Below are 18328 nucleotides of genomic sequence, written 5' to 3'. Positions count from 1 at the left end.
TTGATTTTGCTTTTGAAAACGAGTGCCATAGCCCAGATGGAAGCGGCATCCTTTTACTTTTTTCTTTAAAAAGTAAAAGATATAGCGGACAGCTGGATTAGCTCCTGAAAATATTAATGAAATCAGTTAGTTTAATTCTCAACAATTTCCAGAATCTTAAAATTACTCTTTGGCGCTTCGCATAGAGAACAACAATAGTTTTCAGCTAAATCAGTGAATAAAATGCCTTTCGGGATTCCCTGACTTTCATCTCCGTATTCGGATTTATAAAGTGTTAAACATTCCTGACATTGGTAAATATCTAATTGCGGTTTTTCTTTTTTCTGTGGATTTTCTGTTGTTTCAGGAACAGAATTTCCTAGTTCTTCGAAATATTTCTTACTCAGTTCAATTAATATTGTTGGGAGTTCAAGTTTGTCTATATCTTGCGAATGCACCACATATTCGCGTGTATTGGCATCGAAATTCTTTGCATATAAAACATTATAAGTATCTCTTATTTTAATGGATTCCAGAGCCTTTGGTAGTTCATTTTTCTCGACCACTATCGATGTAAAATAGTGTCCGTCGCGATTGTACTCTGATAATCCAAAAGTGAGGCCGTAAGTGCTAATGTCAAATTGATCGAGTGTTCGAACCAAATATGTTTTAAGATTCAAAGCCCATTCTACCGCTACAGGTAAGTGCCAATTGAGTTCTAATAACGAATGACGGACATTGATGCCTCGTTTACCCAGAAATTTTTCCCATTCCAGTTTTCTATCTTTGGGAATTCCTTTTACAATAAAAGATTTCCAGGGCGTAATACATATTTTACCAATTTTGCAATCAAAACACAAATCGCACATTTCTTTAAGGAAATCTAAATTGTACAAATTATTTCTCCAATACAAACCCAGCCAGTATTGGTCGATTCCCATACGGTTCATGCCTTCATAATAAGGAAAGGGATAAAAAGGAACGTTCAATGGTTTGTCGATTGTTCGGTTATTGGTGTCCAAAGCTTCGCTGACAAGTGCAAATATCATATCGATACCAATAGATTCCTGAGCTGTAATTCTTTCAATTTCATAGTAAAACTGTGCGATATCCCAACTATAAATAAGTATTGGATATACTTCCATACGTTCCCAATTGGGTAAACGAATGTATAAATACCAGTAATCTTCATGTTCCGAAGCAATAAAATTAAGATGTCCGGTAAACAAAGGAACAAGCTGTTGTTTGGGATCGTTGATATTCACTTTTAGTCGTGGCTGCTCCTTAAATTGCTCCAGAATATATAAAAACTTATTGCCGGTAAGCCAATTGGTATTCCTGAAAATATCTGTAGAAACATAGGATGAAACAATATTATTGCCGCTTTTTTGCTCAGGAAAAACAAAGTGATGTTTGCCCAGTTTTTCTTTGTCTAAAGTTTTAAATCCTTTTGGAAAAATAATATCCTGCCTTGAACCAAAGGAAATAGAATCTAAACCCTGATCCATCGCCATATTGACTACTTCCCTTAATTCTCCCGGCGAAATAACGCCTCCTTTTACTATTAATCTCGTTAGTTCCATATCTCTATTTTTGTTTCAGGTTTCAGGTTTGTTTTGTTTGCTTTGGCTGTTCGGCTTTCAGCCTCGGGTCAGGTTTTTGTATTGTTTTGATTTTACCGCAGAGTTCACAAAGTTTTTTCGCAAAGTTTTTTAGTTTGTGTTTAATAAGTAGTCAAAGCTCGCAAAGCTTTGAGTAAAAATTTTAGTGCAAAGCTTTGTGAACTTTTTTCGATAGAAAACAAACTTTACATACTATATAAGCCTTTGCGAAACTTTGCGAAAAAACTTTGTGCTCTTTGTGGTAAAATTTATATTCAAACTAAGGCAACTTAAAAACCTGAAACCTTAAACTTGAAACAATTTTTTTAAACTTTACATTTCGCCAATATCTCCTTAACCTCTGTTTTACAACTTCCGCAGCCTAATCCTGCGCCGGTATTTTTGCATAAATCAGTAAAATTGTTTACGCCGCTTTTGATGGTTTCTTCTATATTTCCGGCTCCAACCTGACTGCAGGAACAAACTAATTTTCCCAGAACAGGTTTTGCATTTGAGCTTCCTCTTAATAATAAATTTCGCTTGTCTGATAATTCGATTTTGCTTTCGATCATGGTTTTAAACTCGGCAAATTCATTTTTATCTCCCATCAAAATAGCGCCAACAAGCAAATCATCCTTAACGATGCATTTTTTGTAATAACGTTTTTTTAGATCTGCGAAAATAATTTCCTCGTATGAATCGTCATTTTCCGGAATTTCAATATCGCCAATGCTGCACAGGTTAATATCCTCTAGTTTTAGGATATTCATTAAAATAGAACCTTTGTAAAAACTGCTGATGTCGCCAGCTAAAAAGTTAGCCAGAATATCAGCTTGTTCTTCGGCGGCAGAAGTGATTCCGAATAATTTATTGTTGAATTCTGCTATTTCTCCAATCGCAAAAATATCAGGATTTGAGGTTTGCAAATACTGGTTTACTTTTACGCCGCGTCCGCAGGCAAGGCCACTTTCGCGCGCTATTTCGATATTCGGAATTGTTCCAATCGTATAAACAATAGCATTTGCCGTGATGATTCTGCCGCTTTTTAGCGCAATTTCTATTTCATTCGGATTATCGGTTTCAAAAACAGTGCTTACTTCGTTATCAAAATAAATCTGAATATCGCGAAGCTGAACTTCCTCTGCCAATAATTTACTTGAGATTCGATCCAATTGGCGTTCCATCAATCGGGAAGCCCTTTGAATAATCGTCGTTTTAACTTTTTTGTGTTTTAAGGCTGCAGCCAGTTCTAAACCTAATAAACCTCCGCCAATAATAACAACATGTTGCTCCTCAGTAGGTAAATTAGTGCTGTCAAGATGTTTTTTTAAACGATCTGCATCCTCTTTACGTCTTACAGTAAATCTGCCTGGAAGATGTAGTTGTGCATTTTCAGGAACAAAAGGTCGGCTACCTGTTGCCATGATTAACGAATCATATGTATGTAAGTTGCCTAAACTATCTGTTATTGTTTTTTTATTTGAATCGATTTTCGTGATGGCCACGCCGGCATTCATTGTTATTTTTAATTTATTTAAAGCCTCACCATCTTTTACTTTTAATAATTGTTCCCAGCTAAATTCGCCAGTCATATATTCGGGAAGTAAAACTCTATTGTAAAACGGATTTACTTCATTCGAAAAAACTACAATCTCATCTGTTGAATTGAACTCACGATAGTTCTGAATAAACCTAAAAGAAGCAGCTCCCGCACCTACGATTGCAATTTTCTGAAAAGGTTTTACATATTTGCTAATATTGACCGTTGTGTATTTAAAATCTGGCTCTTTAGAAACAGGATCAACAACCGTATTGGTTAAGTTATTGGTTCGGTTGAGATCATTTTCGAGTTGTTTACCCCAATGCATGGGCAGGAAAACGACTTTTTCTTTGATGCTGTCTGTAACTTTTGCTTTAACGCGAACTTCTCCGTTTTTGCTTGATACAATAACAATATCGCCATTTTTAATGTCATTTTTAAAAGCGTCAATTGGGTTTATTTCTAAAACTGGATTTGGGGTATGTGTCATTAATCTTGACACTTTTCCCGTTTTCGTCATCGTATGCCATTGATCGCGCACCCTTCCTGTTGTTAAGATAAACGGAAATTGCGGATTGGGTTGTTCTGATGTGTTTTCTATTGCTGTTGGTAAATTAAAAATCGCTTTTTGTGATGGCGTATAGAATTTTTTATCCGTAAAAAGTCGGGGAGTGCCCGGATGTCCGTAATCTGGTACAGGCCATTGAAAAGTTCCTTCGGTTTTTAAACGATGATAATTTAGGAAAGAAATATCAATATTGGTGTTTTTAGTTAATGCACAATGCTCTTTGTAGATTTCTTCTGCGCTATTAAAGTTGAATCCATTAAAGTTCATTTTTTTAGCAAAGCGAATTAAAATTTCAATGTCCGAAAGTGCTTCACCGGGAGCGTTGATTCCCTTTGGTAAATAAGAAATTCGTCGCTCCGAATTGGTCATTGTACCTTCTTTTTCTAACCAACCGGCGGCAGGCAGTAATAAGTCAGCATATTTTGAAGTATCTGCATTGTGCGAGATATCCTGAACCACTACAAATTTGGCATTTTGCAATGCTTTTTCGATTCGGCGGGAATCGGGTAAACTCACTAGCGGATTGGTACAGATAATCCAGACAGCTTTCATTTTACCTGATTCCAAAGCTTCGAACATTTCGGTTGCAGTTAGTCCAGGTTTATCTGATATTGCATCAACGCCCCAAAAATCAGCGACTTCTTTGCGATGTTCCGGATTTGCAATGTCTTTGTGTGCCGCGAGAAGTGTCGCCATTCCGCCAACTTCTCTTCCGCCCATTGCGTTGGGCTGTCCCGTTAATGAAAAAGGCCCTGAACCCGGTTTGCCTATTTGTCCTGTCAATAAGGATAAATTTAGTAAAGCGGTATTTTTATCAACTCCAACAGCACTTTGATTCAAACCCATTGCCCAAAGCGAAATAAAACCTTTGGCTTTACCAATAATATCGGCAGCAAGTTTAATGTCATTGACCGAAATACCACAAATCTTTGATGCTTTTTCTAAAGAGGTACTTAAAACTAAGTCTTTGTATTGCTTAAAATTTTCGGCATTGTTTTTTACAAAATCATGATCTACATAGCCTTTTTCGATGATACGTTTGGCAATGGCATGGTATAAAATAATATCAGATCCGGGAATAATCTGCAAATGCAAATCGGCAAAAGTGGTGGTATCCGTGCGTCTCGGATCAATAACAATGATTTTTATTTTAGGATTTTTCTCTTTGTGTTTTTCTATTCTTCGAAATAAAATGGGATGACACCAGGCAGGGTTTGCTCCCGTAATCAGGAAAGTGTCTGCCAGTTCGATATCATCGTAAGCAATAGGTACAGCATCTTCTCCAAAAGTTTTTTTATAGCCCACAACGGCTGAACTCATGCACAAACGAGAATTCGTATCTATATTATTGGTTTTCAAAAAGCCTTTTACCAATTTGTTTACCAGATAATATTCTTCGGTTAAACACTGGCCAGAAATATAAAAACCAACGCTATCCGGACCATGCTTTTTTATGATAGAGGTAAAAACGGCTGCGGCGCGATCAAGCGCAGTATCCCAACTAACGCGTTCGAGCGGATATGATTTACTGCCGCGCATTTCGGGATATAAAATCCGGTCTGCTGTGTCATTGACTACGTAGTGCAAATTCATTCCTTTAGAACATAACATTCCTTTGTTTACCGGATGGTCTTTGTCGCCCGTAACCATTACGCCATTCTTGGCATCCTTGGTTACGATTATGCCACAGCCAACGCCACAATACGAACAGGTAGTTTTGATTTTGGTATTTTGCATCACAGTTTTTTTAAGTACTAGTCCTAAATCTATTTTAAAACTAAATAATTCACTTATTTATTTCTAAAACAAAAATAAGTATTTTTACGTATAAATACTTATTTTTATAATTTATTTTTATACTTTTGATTAAAATAAAAGAGGAACAACAATTTAGTGTATTATGCATAAAATTTGAACTCATGAAAGACCCGCAGCCTATTTGTTATACCTGTAGCAACGAAAATTGTTTTATTAAGAAACATTTGCACTTAGAACAGATGAAAGAATATGTTTTAAGGAAAGAAACTTTTATTTGCAAAAAATCAAATTCTTTTATCAAAGAGGGTGATCCTATAAAAGGATTGTACTTTATCTGTTCAGGAAAAGTAAAAACAATAAAAACAGGAATAAACGGAAGGGAACAAATTGTTCGGTTAACAAAAAATGGAGATACCATCGGTTTTCGCGGATTTGGAACCAGCAAGAGATATTTGATAGGTGCCTCTGCCTTAGAAGATACTGTTTTATGCAATTTTAGTAACGAAACGATGCTGGAAATGCTTCAGAAAATTCCGGAATTTACATATGCTTTGATGTTGTTTTATGCCGATGAACTCAATAAAAGTGAGAACAATATTCGTAAAATTGCCCACATGAATGTTCGCGAACGTGTAATTGATTTGTTGCTGTATATTCACCGTAAGTTTGGACAAATAAATGACTTAATAGATATTGAACTTTCGAGAAAAGAAATTGCTGATTTTGCCGGAACGACTGAGGAGCAGGCGATTCGCGTAATTTCAACTCTAAAAAAGGAAATGCTGATAAAAACCGTTGGTAAAAAAATTGGGATTTTGGCTGTGCCTAAATTACGATGTGAAATTATGGAGCATAAATATTTTACTGTTTAAATTTAATATGAAGTTACAAGTAGTGATGTTTAGTCATCATAATGTAAAGACGCACAATAGTATACTTTTTTGTGCGTCTCCTTTTTTTATATTACAGATTGTTGTACCAATTTAATATGTAATCTGCAATTTCTTCCCAACCTTTTTCGCCACAAATAAAATGGCTTTTATTGTCATAGATTTTTACATCAACTTTGCTATTGGGATCTTTATATTGAGCAGCAATTTTTTTGGTTAAGGCTGGCGGAAATATGTTATCGTTTCCTCCGCCAATAAATAAAATAGGCTGATGCGGTTTTTTGAAATCTGCATTTGAGAAGGATTTCAATAAGGTTTCTCTGCCAATTTTTCTGCTTTCAGGAACAGCAATCAGGTCGTAAGCTTTGTCTTGTTCAGGTTTTGGTAGTGTATTAAAAAAGGCACGATTGTACCAGTCTCTTGATCCTAAGTAATATCCTTTACTGGAAAAGAAATTTACTGCGGGCCAAACAATTTTTACTGTACAAAATGGAGGAAGAACATTTTTAGGAGGCGCTCCATTGATGCTTACTGCGGCATCGGCTTTGCCTAAATCTATAAGTTTTTGTACTGCTAATCCTGCCATCGAATGCCCAATTACAAGTGGTTTTTCAGGTAAAGTATCGATGAGTTTTGCAATATTTTGTACTACATCTATAAAGCCTGTATCAACAAGTTCCGGATGTATCTTTTCCCGAAGTGCTGCAGGATCACCATCGTGTCCGGGATTTGCAGGGGCATATACTGTATATCCTTTCTGCTCATAATAATTTTTCCATTCTGACCAGGTACTATCATTCACAAACATTCCGTGCACTAATACAATTGTTTTTGATTTTGCCATTATTTAGTTATTTAAAATTGATACTAATTTTAGAATAGGGCAATGCAAAATGAGAAACAACCTTTTTACTTTAGGTTGCCGCTTTTAGATAGTTTCTTTTTTTTTTGTACTAAAATACAAATAAAAGTTTTTATTTTAACAATTGATTTTAATTTAAACAACTGTATTGCAGTTGTTTATTTGTTTTTGAAGTGAAATTGTGTAGAGATGTGCGGTAGAAATTTTTTGCACATCTCTACGAAACGTTTTTTTAGAGAGCTTATTTTTTCTTTCCAACAAATCGAATAACAGAACCTTTTCCGTTATGGAACAAACCTTCGTTTAATGTGATTGCTTTTTCTTCTAATTGAATGATTTCATAATCAGGAAAATCAGATTGTATTTCTTCAATAGAAAATAGGGATTCAATATCTTTTGGTCCGCCAACTTTATCATTGATAGCCAGATATTCTAAATGTTTTTTGCTGAAAGCTTCAAAAATGATGTATCCGTCTTTGCGTAAATAAGTTTCTAATGTTTGGTGAATGGATGATTTAATAGCTGCAGGAAAGTGTGCATAAATTAATGCAATTACATCAAATTGTTCTGCTTGATAATTAAGGGTTTCCAGTTCTCCAACTTGGTAATCAATTACAACATTATTTGCTTCGGCTAGTTTAAGGGCTTTGTTTTTTCCTTCGGCACTAATATCAAATGCGGAGACTTTCCAACCTAATTGGGCCGCAAAAACTGCATTTCGACCTTCGCCTTCAGCCGGGAAAAGAATACTTCCGGTTTTAAGTTTTTCTAATTGTTCTTTTAAGTAATTGTTGGGCGCTGTGCCATAGGCAAATTCTTCGCTGCTGTAGCGGTCGTTCCATCTGTCTGTCCAGGTGTTGTTCATTTTTTTTTGTTATTGGATTTGAAGATTAGTACTAAGAGAGGCTTTACTGATTATTCTTTCAGTTAAATAAAGGAAAGATTTAGTTTTTCGTACATCAAATATACCCAATTATAAGTGCAAATGTCCTTCGCGTAGAAAACAAAAAAATACCCTTTTTCTTTTTTAGAAAAAGGGTAAATTGTATTATTTTGATTTAAAAAAAATCTTTATTTTTTCCAGCTGAAAATTCTAGGATTTACTGAAATCATTAACCACGCCCAGTTGTTGGTGTGCCCGGCATATCCCGGAGTTTTTAAAACTTCTAAAGTTTTAGTACCAAACATTTGAGAATATCCTCCTGTAAGTGTGATATCTTTTTTGAAATTGAATCCGGCAGTAAAGTCGACCTCAGTTCCTAAATATGAATCCATTTTTTCATTAGCCACCACTACATCAGCAGCAGACAGGAATACATGTGGCATTAAAGCAAATTGCCATTTTTTTACATTATAATTGAATTTCAAAGAGGCGTCTTGCAATCCAACACTGTTTTGATGACCTCCACCAACATAAAAATAATCCATGTAGCCGTTGAAAGCGTGATTAGTACCAAAAATAGGGTTGAATGATTTGATTACTTTGCTTGCGTCATCCTGATCCTTTCCTGATAGATATTCGTAACCAATACCTGCCTTAAATGAATCTGTAATAGCATATGCAAAGTTTAGTGCTCCATCCCATGCACTAACCTGATTGTCTGCGCTTTTTCCGGTTTGACCGTAGAAACTTAAATTACTGTCAATTTTTTTGGTTTTATAAGTCAAATAAGTACCAAACGTTTGTTTGTAGTCTACTAATAATTTTTGTGCCGGATTAGCATATTCGTAACCCGTATTCAAAACTAATAAACTAATACCTAATTGATCTACGTTAGTATGGTACCAGGCATATTGCATTGCTTTATAATTACCTACTTTATAAGGAGTTTGAAAAGTATTTTCGGCATCAGAATTATAGGCTAATCCCATGTCAAGCTGGTGGTTTTTGGGATGGAAAGAGACCATCAACGCGTCGTGGCTTTGTCCTTGTTGTAACCAGTCAATTTCTCCCATAATACGTTGGTTGTCATAAGAAAGTACCTGACGACCTGCTCTTGCGCTCCATTTTTCGGATATATCATATTGTGCCCAAGCTTCAAAAACGGCTATGCCATTTTTATCTGAAGTTGTGGTTGTTCCCACATCTCCCCATGTTCTGACATTCTGTAGAGTTAATTTTGCAGATAATTGATCCTGCTTGTAATTAAAATTTAATCTTGAACGTTGTGAGACTTGAGAAGTTGCTTCTGTGCCTTCAGGAATAAGAGTTTTATACCCGTTACGATATTCAAAACGAGGACGTAGTTGCAGATTTACATCTAATTCCTGTGCTTGAATGTCAAGACTTATTCCTACCAATAATAGGAATAGGATGATTTTTATTTTTTTCATGATTGGTTTTTTTAAAATCACAACAAATTTATCAGAAAAATAGCTCTTTTACAATGATATAAATCATATTCGAACTAATTTTTATTTTGAATATTAATTTTTAAACTATTGTCTGTCAATTACTTTTGCGAAAATAGGTGATTTTTCTTTCATGATTTTACTAATTGTGTAATGCATCCAAATTAAGCAGACAGCAGAAAAAATGAGAATAAAAATCCATGAACTGGACCAGATGCCGGTTGCAGTTAAAAGGTATCCAAAAATGATTGGCCCAAAGAAACCGCCCAAACCGCCAATCATGCCTACCATGCCGCCAACAACGCCAACTTCTGTTGGGAAATATTCCGGAATATGTTTGTAAACGGCCGCTTTTCCTATTCCCCAGGAAATTCCTATTAAGATCACTAAAACCAGAAAGACCCACATATTCGCATCAAATTTAATAACCGTAATTCCTTTGGCCAAAAGTTCTTTTTTCTTCACCGTTTGATTTTGTTCTACCACGACTTGCTGCCAGGATGTACTGGTTGGAAAGATGGAACTTTCGCTTACATCTTCTTTCTTTTGTGCCACGGCAAAATCTGTTTCCCCAATTTTGATATTGTTATCTGAAACAGCAGTTATAGTGCCTTTTTTAGTAGCTAAAACGCCCGGGCCAGTGGTAGTAATTTCCATTTTCGGAATCATTAATAAAGCACTCAAAATTACTGATGAACTTAAAACCCAATACATCACTTTTCTGGCTCCGAATTTATCTGATAAATATCCTCCAAAAGCACGAATCACGCCGGAAGGTAAACTGAAAAGCGTTGCAAATAATCCGCCCATGACCAGACTGGTTTGATACACATTCATGAAATTGGGTAATAACCACTGCGAATAAGCGACAAAACACCCGAATACCAAAAAGTAGTAGGCTCCAAAACGCCATACTCTTGCTGATTTTAAAGAACCAAGCATTTGAGAAACGCTTTTTGTACTATTTTCTATTTTTTTATTTTTAGCGAAAATCAAAAATGCAACTCCTATTATTAATAATGAAATGGCATAAATAACCGGCAATATTTTCCAGCCATTTTGAGGATCGTCAATAGAGAAATGATTTAATAATGAAGGTGCCAAAAAGGTAGTGATGGCAGCTCCTGCATTTCCCATTCCAAAAATTCCCAGTGCGCGTCCCTGCCATTCTTTTGGGTACCATATGGATGTATATCCTATCCCAACGGCAAAACTTGTTCCTACCATTCCGAAGAAAAAACTCAATAAGGCAAACATAAAAAAGCTGTCAGCGTAAGGAAGCAGAAATAAGGGAATCGAGCAGAGGAGGAGTAAAAATGAAAAAACGTATTTTCCACCGTATTTGTCCGTTAGAATTCCAATAGGTAAACGCATGATAGAACCCGTTAATATCGGAATACCCAGAAGCCATCCCACCTGAACAACGCTCCAGTGGAAAATTCCGTTATCGACTAAAAAAGTTACTAAAACACCATTTAGTGTCCAGCAGGCAAAACACACTGTAAAGGCCAATGTGTTCAAAATTAAAATTTTGTGAGATTGAGATAATGGGTTTGTAGTTTTCATAGCACTTATAATTTTTGATAAAAATAAGTACTATAACTTAGTTGAAAACTGCCAAAACGCAGTTTTTGAAAAATAATTACGTATAAATACGTAATTTATAATAAAGAATATTCAGTTGCTTTGTTCGAAAGTTCCATCAGGTTTTTTACTTTTAATTTTTTCATTAAATTAAAACGATGTACTTCGGCGGTGCGCTTACTGATATCAAGTGCTTCAGCAATTTCTTTATTTCCTTTTCCGGATAATAACAGTGTCAGGATTTCTTTTTCTCTTTTGGTAATCATCATTTCATCAGCTAAACTTTGTTTAGGTTCTAATGATGTCGAAGAGTTGGTCAACTGGCTAATTAATATAGAGGATATATCGCCACTAAAATATTTTCCGCCGGCAGCAACGGTATGCAGTGCTTTTAAGAATTCTTCTTTGCTTGAACCTTTTAGTAAATAACCATCGGCGCCGGCTTTTATAGACTTTAATACGTATTCTTCAGATTCGTGCATAGAAAGCATGATGATCTTTACATTATTATTTTCGCCTCTAAGTTTTTCTACTACCTCGATACCTGTTAAGTGGGGCATACGAATATCTACTATAAGTAAATCAGGTTTGTTTTGTGCAACGACTTCAAGAGCATCGGCACCATCAATAGCTTCGCCTACAACCTCGATGTTTGCTTCGTTTTCAAGTAATGATTTGATTCCATCTCTTACAAAAACATGATCGTCTGCCAGTACTACACGAATGATATTGCTCATAATTTACTTAAATTTTTTTTTGATTTTTACGTATATTCATCTACAAAGAAGATGCTAATATACGTAATTTTTGAATTTTAATTTCTAAATTTTTAAAATTGCAAATTCTAATATTAAAGCCAACATTAAAATATCATTAAAAAATGGAATTACATTATAATTTATATGTTGCTATTTGAAGATGGTCTTGGGTTGAACTTTGTCAAAGTTTAGAACTTGGACAAAGTTTTTACTTGAGCTTTGTCATTTCTGGTAATTTCTGAGTAACTATTAAGATCTTATGAAAGCAATTGCCCGCGAGAGGGATAGGAGCAATCCGCCACGGCGGAGAGGATAGCCCGACAGTATGCCGGTAAGAGGGCGAATAAGCGCAAAGTAAATTTGCCTTCTTATCGGGATGGTGTCTCGCCCAAATTATTATTATTTGATAGATTTACTTTGCGGGGCTTCGACTTCGCTCAGCCTGAAAAGCTTGTGTGAGAATTGGAATTAAAAATATTTGGAATTTATTTTACATCGGAATATTAAAAGTAATTCTTGTTCCTTCGCCGGGAATAGAATTAATAAATACACGGCCATTTACGTATTGAATTCGCTCTTTCATAAACAATAATCCCATTCCGGATTCGCTATTGCGCTTTTTGTCTACGGCGTGAATATCAAAACCTTTTCCGTTGTCGTCTACAATAATGCTTAGCAAAGTATTACTGTGCGAAAGCTGTACAATTATGTGTGATGATTCGGCGTATTTTATGGCATTATTAATGGCTTCCTGCGTTAGGCGGTAAATGTTGATTTCGATCAAAGAATCTAAACGCTGATTAAATTCGGTTTTGTTGTAAAACAGAATTTCTTTTCCGGTTAGTTTCGAAAGTTCCTGCGTAAGTTTTGCCAGAGAGGAAACGATGCCGTGATCGCTGAGTTCCGGAGGCATTAGATTGAAAGTTGCGGTGCGAACGCCTTTTATAATATCGAGTGATAGTTTTTTTAAGTATTCGATTTTTTGAGCTGATTTTTCTTTGTCTTCCAGATTGATACTTTCAAGACTAAACTTTAAACCGGTAAGCATTTGGCCAATTCCGTCGTGAATTTCTTTCGCGATTCGGTTTTGTTCGTTTTCCTGATTTTCGACGATTTTACTCGAAATAATCTTTTGCTGATTGATTTTTTCGGTACTGTTTTCGATATTCAGGCGTTCGACTTCCCGTTGTGCTTTTTTACGCTCGGTGATATTGAAACAAATAATTAAAAGTTCTGATTCTTCTTTTTTGATTGTTACCGGAACCATCGATAAGTCGAGCCAAAATGTCTGGGATTCTTTATTGATGATTTTAATTTCGCCCTGCCAGCCGCTTCTGTGTTTCTCAAAGATAATTCGGTCAATATTCAGTTGTTCCTTCTCATCGGTTGTTAGCACTTCAGAGAATTTTTTGTTGGATGAAAATCTCGTATAGTTTAAAAGTTTGGCAAATTTTTCTCCAATATGAATGATCGAGCCATCTGGTGCAATACGGCAATACAGCAGCGTATTTTCCATGGCATAGTTCAGCGATTTTAATTCTTTTACCGAATTTTCTTTTATTTCGCTAATAATTTCAGTGTCATAAGCGAGCTTTAAAGCTTTCTTTTGAGAAGATAAAAGTCTGGCAATCAGTTTTTCTATTTTTTTATTGGTAGGTTTAAAGATGAAGAAAAACTCCATTAGTAAAACGAAAAGCGTAAAGGCGAAAATCCAATATTCTATTTTGCGTTGTTCTGTTACTTTTTCGTGTGCTTCAAGATCGTACTGACTTACAATCTGATTCATTTTTGAAAGGAAAACGCCTTCGTATTTTAGTATAGTCTGAACCAGTTTTTGGTTTTGGGCTAAATTGCTTTTTTGTTTTAAATTTAAAAGAAAAGAATTAGTTGACTGACTAATAGTGCTGAAAACCGGATTGATTTCGGTATATAATTTATTGAGGGTTTCGCTTTTTTCTCTGGGGAAAGCCAAACTGTCATTACCGTTTTCAAGCGCATTTTGAGTTGTTTTCCAGAGTTCGAGGACCTCCTTTAAATGCGAAATTTGTTTTTGTGAAATGGTATCTGAAACATAATGTAAAATCAAGACTTCTTTGACAATTTTCTGGCTTAGCATTCTTTGCTTTCCCGAAATATTGATGATTTTAGAATCGCTTAGTTGCTGTTTTAAATTGTACTGAACCAAAATCTGACTTAGAATGACGGTTACGGCAATAGTCCAGAGTGCAAAAAAATACCAGCGGCGTAAATTTTTGAAATTAATTTTATCTGCAGCTTCCTGATTGCTTTTTTTCATTCGAAATGAATATTTGTCTTTTATCTTAAAATGAAATTCGTTTTCAAACTGATTCCATATCTCAGATTACAATCCTAAAGAGGCTTTTATTAAATTAAGATTTTCTTCAGAATAATTGATTTTTAAGGCTTCCTGATGTCCTTTGTCAGACATTTTATCCCAGGTTTTTTTAATGATGTTTTTTAGTTTTTCATCGTCGTGTTTATGTACGAAAGGATCTAAATAATACTCTAAAAACACCAGACAAATGATGTCTTCCAGCAATTGGGTTTCGGCATCTTTTTTTAATAATTTCTTTTCGATTAAAAAAGAAACACGATCGATAAAGTCCTGATTGTATCCCGCCTTTTCTAAGATATCGGCTGTAGTTTTGGCGTGAAATTTTTTAAGGTCTTCTCTCCATCTCAAATAGCCCACACGATCCATTGGGTAAGATTCGCGAGCAACTTTCCATCGGCAAATATGTTGTGCTTTTGAGGCAATCTGAATTTGTTCTGAAGCTTCAGGTTCAAACTGCATCAGTCTTTCGTACATTCTGTTCGAATACAATAATTCCTTTGGGTATTCAGTATTTTGATCGATTTCGATATTAGGATCCTGAGCATTTTCAGCATCAATCCATTCGCTTGCTTTTTGAAAAGGTGTAGTCATTTTTTTGGTCTGATAATAGAATTTCAAATATACGTAAATTAACTTTTAAGGCTTAATTTTTTTCAGGAGCTAATCCCGCTATCCGTTGCAATCTTTTGTGGCGAACCCCGCCACAAAAGGATTTCCACTACTATCGGGGCTAGGGCAATCATTTTCATAAGAATATTTTCGTCTGTTTTTGTCATTCCGACGGAGGAGGAATCCCCGCGAGTAGCTCTACAAAGATTGGCGTTCTTCTGTGCGGAGCTACTTGCGGGGATTCCTCCTCCGTCGGAATGACAAGATTGTGAATAAAACTTGTATTGTTAATCTACAAAGCCAACAAATACTTCATCTTCAATAACTTTAATGGGATAAGTTGCAATTTTAAAATCTTCACCGTTTAGGTTTGAACCATCAACTAATGAAAAAGTTTTTTTGTGCATTGGGCAGGCAATTTTAGGGATATCATCTGTAGATCCCGTCATTCCTCTGGCCAAAACCATTTCCATTTTATGCGGACAGGCATTTTGGCAAGCGTACCATTCGTTGCGGCGCGTGAAATTAAAAATGGCAATTTGTTTGTTTTTGTATTTGATGCAGCCGCCACGATTGGTGGGGAAATCTTCTACTTTTCCGGCTTTGAACCAAATTGTCGCGTCGTTTGGATGAACTGTTTCGTATTGATTTAAGATTTCTTCCATTTCAGTAAATTTTGTGTTCCTGTTTCTTATCCCTCTTTTTACAATCAAGAGAGTTTGATGGCGCAGTAAAAAAGAGGGTAAGAGGACAGCAAACGTTTGTGATATTTTTTTTCTTTTTTTGGAGCTGAATTTTTTAATTAAAAATTGAGAATTAAAAATTAAAAATCTTTGAAAGCTATGTGTGTTTAAATAATTATGTATAAAGCTTTACGACCATGCTTTTGGTGCTTTTTGATCTCTTAACGGAACAAAAACAACATTGTCATCTTTCTCTTCCGAGTTTACAAAGTGATTGAAACGTTTTAACAATCTTGGTTTTTCAAGTACCTGTTTCCATTCGCATTCGAAGGTGTTTACAAGAGTCTGCATTTCGGCTTCAAGAGTTTCACAGATTCCTAAACTGTCTTCGATAATGACTTCTTTTAGGTATTCTAAACCTCCGTCTAATTTATCCAACCAGGTTGCAGTTCTGATAAGCGGTCCAGCCGTGCGGATGTAATACATTAAAAAACGATCTAGATATTTGATAACGGTTTCTTTGTCTATCTTTTCGGCTAACAGAACAGCGTGTTTTGGGTTGGCGCCACCGTTTCCTGCGATATATAAATTCCATCCGCCTTCAACAGCAATTAGTCCAAAATCTTTTCCTCGGGCTTCGGCACATTCGCGAATGCAGGCCGAAACTCCTCCTTTTAATTTATGCGGAGAGCGAATTCCTTTGTATCTGTTTTCTAATTCGATTGCAAATCCGGCGCTGTCGTCCATTCCGTAACGGCACCACGCATTTCCAACGCAGCTTTTTACGGCGCGAAGTGATTTTCCGTAAGCGTGACCACTTTCAAAACCATTGTCAATTAGGATTTTCCATATTTTTGGCAAATCACTCAAATGTGCTCCAAATAAGTCAACACGTTGTGCGCCAGTAATTTTTGTGTATAAATCGAATTGTTTTGCCACTTCTCCGATAACTATTAATTTCTCAGCAGTAATTTCTCCACCGGCAACTCTTGGTACAACAGAATACGTTCCGTTGCGTTGAATATTGGCCAAAAATCTATCGTTGGTATCTTGAGTTGTAACGTGTTTATTAGCAGTATCATTATAAATACTAGAAAAAATTGAAGCCACAACTGGTTTACAAACTTCACAGCCGTCGCCTTTTCCGTGATGATCTATTACTTCATAGAAATTCTCGTATTTATTGATTTTTACCAAATCATATAATTCCTGGCGGTTGTAGCTAAAATGCTCGCAAATAACATCTTTTACTTCTTTGCCAAGAGATTTTTGAGTAGCTTTTACCAAATCTGAAACCATTGGTTTACAGCCTCCACAGCCAGAAGTTGCTTTGGTATGTTTGACAACATCTGAAAAACTGGCGCAGGTTTCATCTAAAAGTGAACAGCAAATTGCGCCTTTTGTTACATTTTCGCAAGAACAAATTACTGCTGTATCGGGTAAGTCAAGAACGCTGCCTAAACTAGAACCTTCAGAACCGTCTCTTGAACCTAAAATAAGATCTTCGGGATTTTTTGGTAAGGCCATAGCATTGCTGAAAATCTGGAAAAGAGAGTTGTAATCGCTGGAGTCACCCACCAGAATTCCTCCTAGTAAGGTTTTAGAATCTTTGGTAACATTGATTCTTTTATAAATTCCACTTAATTTGTTTTCATAGATAATAGCGGTTACATCATTATTTTCTACGAAAGGATCACCAAAACTCGCTACTTCAACACCTATTAATTTTAATTGTGTCGACATATCGATGGTTTCTCTCATAGTTTTGGAACCATTTAAGATTTGCTCAGCTGCTACATCGGCCATTTCGTAACCTGGAGCAACAAGTCCGTAAATGTTTTGGTTGTAAAGGGCTACTTCGCCAATCGCATAAATAGAAGGATCTGATGTCTGCATTTGGTTGTTTACCACAACACCACCTCTTAAACCCACTTCAAGTCCTGAAACCCTAGCCAGTTCATCACGAGGTTTAATTCCGGCAGAAATAACCAACATGTCAACCTTTAACAATTCGTTATCTGCAAACATCATTCCCGTTATACACTCTTTTCCGTCGATATATTGCGTGGCTTTGTTTAGATGAATACCAATATTTAATTCTTCTATTTTTGACTGAAGCATATCGCTTGCCCCTTTGTCTAATTGTCTTGGCATTAAACGCGGAGCAAATTCTACCACTTGCGGATTAAGTCCTAAATCCCTAACAGCTTTTGCTGCTTCAAGACCTAATAAACCACCGCCTAAAACTGCTGCTTCTGTTGCACCTTTTTGTTTTATCTTTTTGGCGTAAGCCATAATTGCATCAAGATCTTCGATGGTTCTGTAGACAAAAACGCCTTCTTTTTCGACTCCGTCAATAGGAGGAACAAAAGCTGATGATCCTGTTGCCAGAACTAAGTAGTCGTACGTATGAGTTTTCTCTAAATGAGTATGTACCGTTTTATCGCTACGATTAATATCTGTAATTAATTCAGATGTGTTGAGTGTAATATTGTTTTCTACGTACCATTCGGTTGTAGAAAGTGATAAATCGTCGGCAGTTTTTCCTCCAAAGTATTCACTTAAGTGAACACGGTCGTAGGCTCGCCTTGGTTCTTCACCAAAAACGGTTATCTGATACTTTTCATGTCCTGATTTTGCAATGAATTTTTCGCAAAATTTATAACCAACCATGCCGTTTCCAACTACTATTACTCTTATCATGATTTCTTTAATTAAGTATTACTATGCAAATATAAGTATTTATACTTATAAAAATACGTAAATAATTATTTTTTTTGAATTGATA

Annotated in this window: 12 protein-coding genes; 1 reads left to right on the top strand and 11 read right to left on the bottom strand. The window is 35.8% G+C overall.

All coding sequences use genetic code 11. From position 1 onward, the window contains the following. Positions 1-131 precede the first annotated feature (131 nt). Together B0M43_RS21930 and B0M43_RS21925 are read right to left on the bottom strand one after the other, a co-directional pair. Positions 132-1562 (bottom strand): rubredoxin, encoded by a 1431-nt coding sequence (locus B0M43_RS21930; protein ID WP_078005393.1) that lies wholly within the window; start codon positions 1560-1562, stop codon positions 132-134. A gap of 344 nt (positions 1563-1906) precedes the next feature. Next, positions 1907-5425, bottom strand: coding sequence for a nitrate reductase (locus B0M43_RS21925; protein ID WP_078005392.1), 3519 nt, complete (start codon positions 5423-5425; stop codon positions 1907-1909). Positions 5426-5607: 182 nt separating this feature from the next. On the opposite strand from B0M43_RS21925, the gene B0M43_RS21920 reads away from it, so the two are divergent. Then, the gene (locus tag B0M43_RS21920) at positions 5608-6318 is read left to right on the top strand and encodes a Crp/Fnr family transcriptional regulator (RefSeq protein ID WP_078005391.1); all 711 of its coding nucleotides are present in this window, start codon (positions 5608-5610) and stop codon (positions 6316-6318) included. A gap of 91 nt (positions 6319-6409) precedes the next feature. Here the strand turns inward: B0M43_RS21920 and B0M43_RS21915 are convergent, their stop codons facing one another. The 9 genes from B0M43_RS21915 to nirB all read right to left on the bottom strand — a co-directional run bounded on the left by B0M43_RS21915 (position 6410) and on the right by nirB (position 18243). After that, entirely contained in the window at positions 6410-7180 is a 771-nt protein-coding gene (locus B0M43_RS21915; protein ID WP_078005390.1) for a carboxylesterase, read from the bottom strand. Positions 7181-7439: 259 nt separating this feature from the next. Next, positions 7440-8063: a bifunctional 2-polyprenyl-6-hydroxyphenol methylase/3-demethylubiquinol 3-O-methyltransferase UbiG gene (locus B0M43_RS21910; protein ID WP_078005389.1), complete on the bottom strand. Its 624-nt coding sequence runs from the start codon at positions 8061-8063 to the stop codon at positions 7440-7442. Between the two features lie 206 nt (positions 8064-8269). Beyond that, entirely contained in the window at positions 8270-9532 is a 1263-nt protein-coding gene (locus B0M43_RS21905) for an alginate export family protein (RefSeq protein WP_078005388.1), read from the bottom strand. Between the two features lie 105 nt (positions 9533-9637). After that, positions 9638-11116 (bottom strand): nitrate/nitrite transporter, encoded by a 1479-nt coding sequence (locus B0M43_RS21900; protein ID WP_078005387.1) that lies wholly within the window; start codon positions 11114-11116, stop codon positions 9638-9640. Between the two features lie 95 nt (positions 11117-11211). Further along, complete coding sequence (locus B0M43_RS21895) at positions 11212-11871, bottom strand: response regulator transcription factor (protein ID WP_065450418.1); 660 nt, start codon at positions 11869-11871, stop codon at positions 11212-11214. 511 nt (positions 11872-12382) lie between these two features. Beyond that, positions 12383-14188 carry an ATP-binding protein gene (locus B0M43_RS21890; RefSeq protein ID WP_078005386.1) on the bottom strand — a complete coding sequence of 602 codons (1806 nt, stop codon included), beginning with the start codon at positions 14186-14188 and terminating at the stop codon, positions 12383-12385. A gap of 66 nt (positions 14189-14254) precedes the next feature. Further along, positions 14255-14839, bottom strand: coding sequence for a DUF4202 domain-containing protein (locus B0M43_RS21885; protein WP_078005385.1), 585 nt, complete (start codon positions 14837-14839; stop codon positions 14255-14257). Between the two features lie 305 nt (positions 14840-15144). Next, on the bottom strand, positions 15145-15522 hold the full coding sequence (nirD, locus tag B0M43_RS21880) for a nitrite reductase small subunit NirD (RefSeq protein ID WP_065450653.1): 378 nt from the start codon (positions 15520-15522) through the stop codon (positions 15145-15147). Between the two features lie 207 nt (positions 15523-15729). After that, positions 15730-18243 carry a nitrite reductase large subunit NirB gene (nirB, locus tag B0M43_RS21875; RefSeq protein WP_078005384.1) on the bottom strand — a complete coding sequence of 838 codons (2514 nt, stop codon included), beginning with the start codon at positions 18241-18243 and terminating at the stop codon, positions 15730-15732. Positions 18244-18328 lie beyond the last annotated feature (85 nt).

Source organism: Flavobacterium sp. KBS0721 (assembly GCF_002007065.3).
Classification (GTDB): Bacteria; Bacteroidota; Bacteroidia; order Flavobacteriales; family Flavobacteriaceae; genus Flavobacterium; species Flavobacterium piscis.
This window is presented reverse-complemented; position numbering and strand designations above follow the sequence as displayed.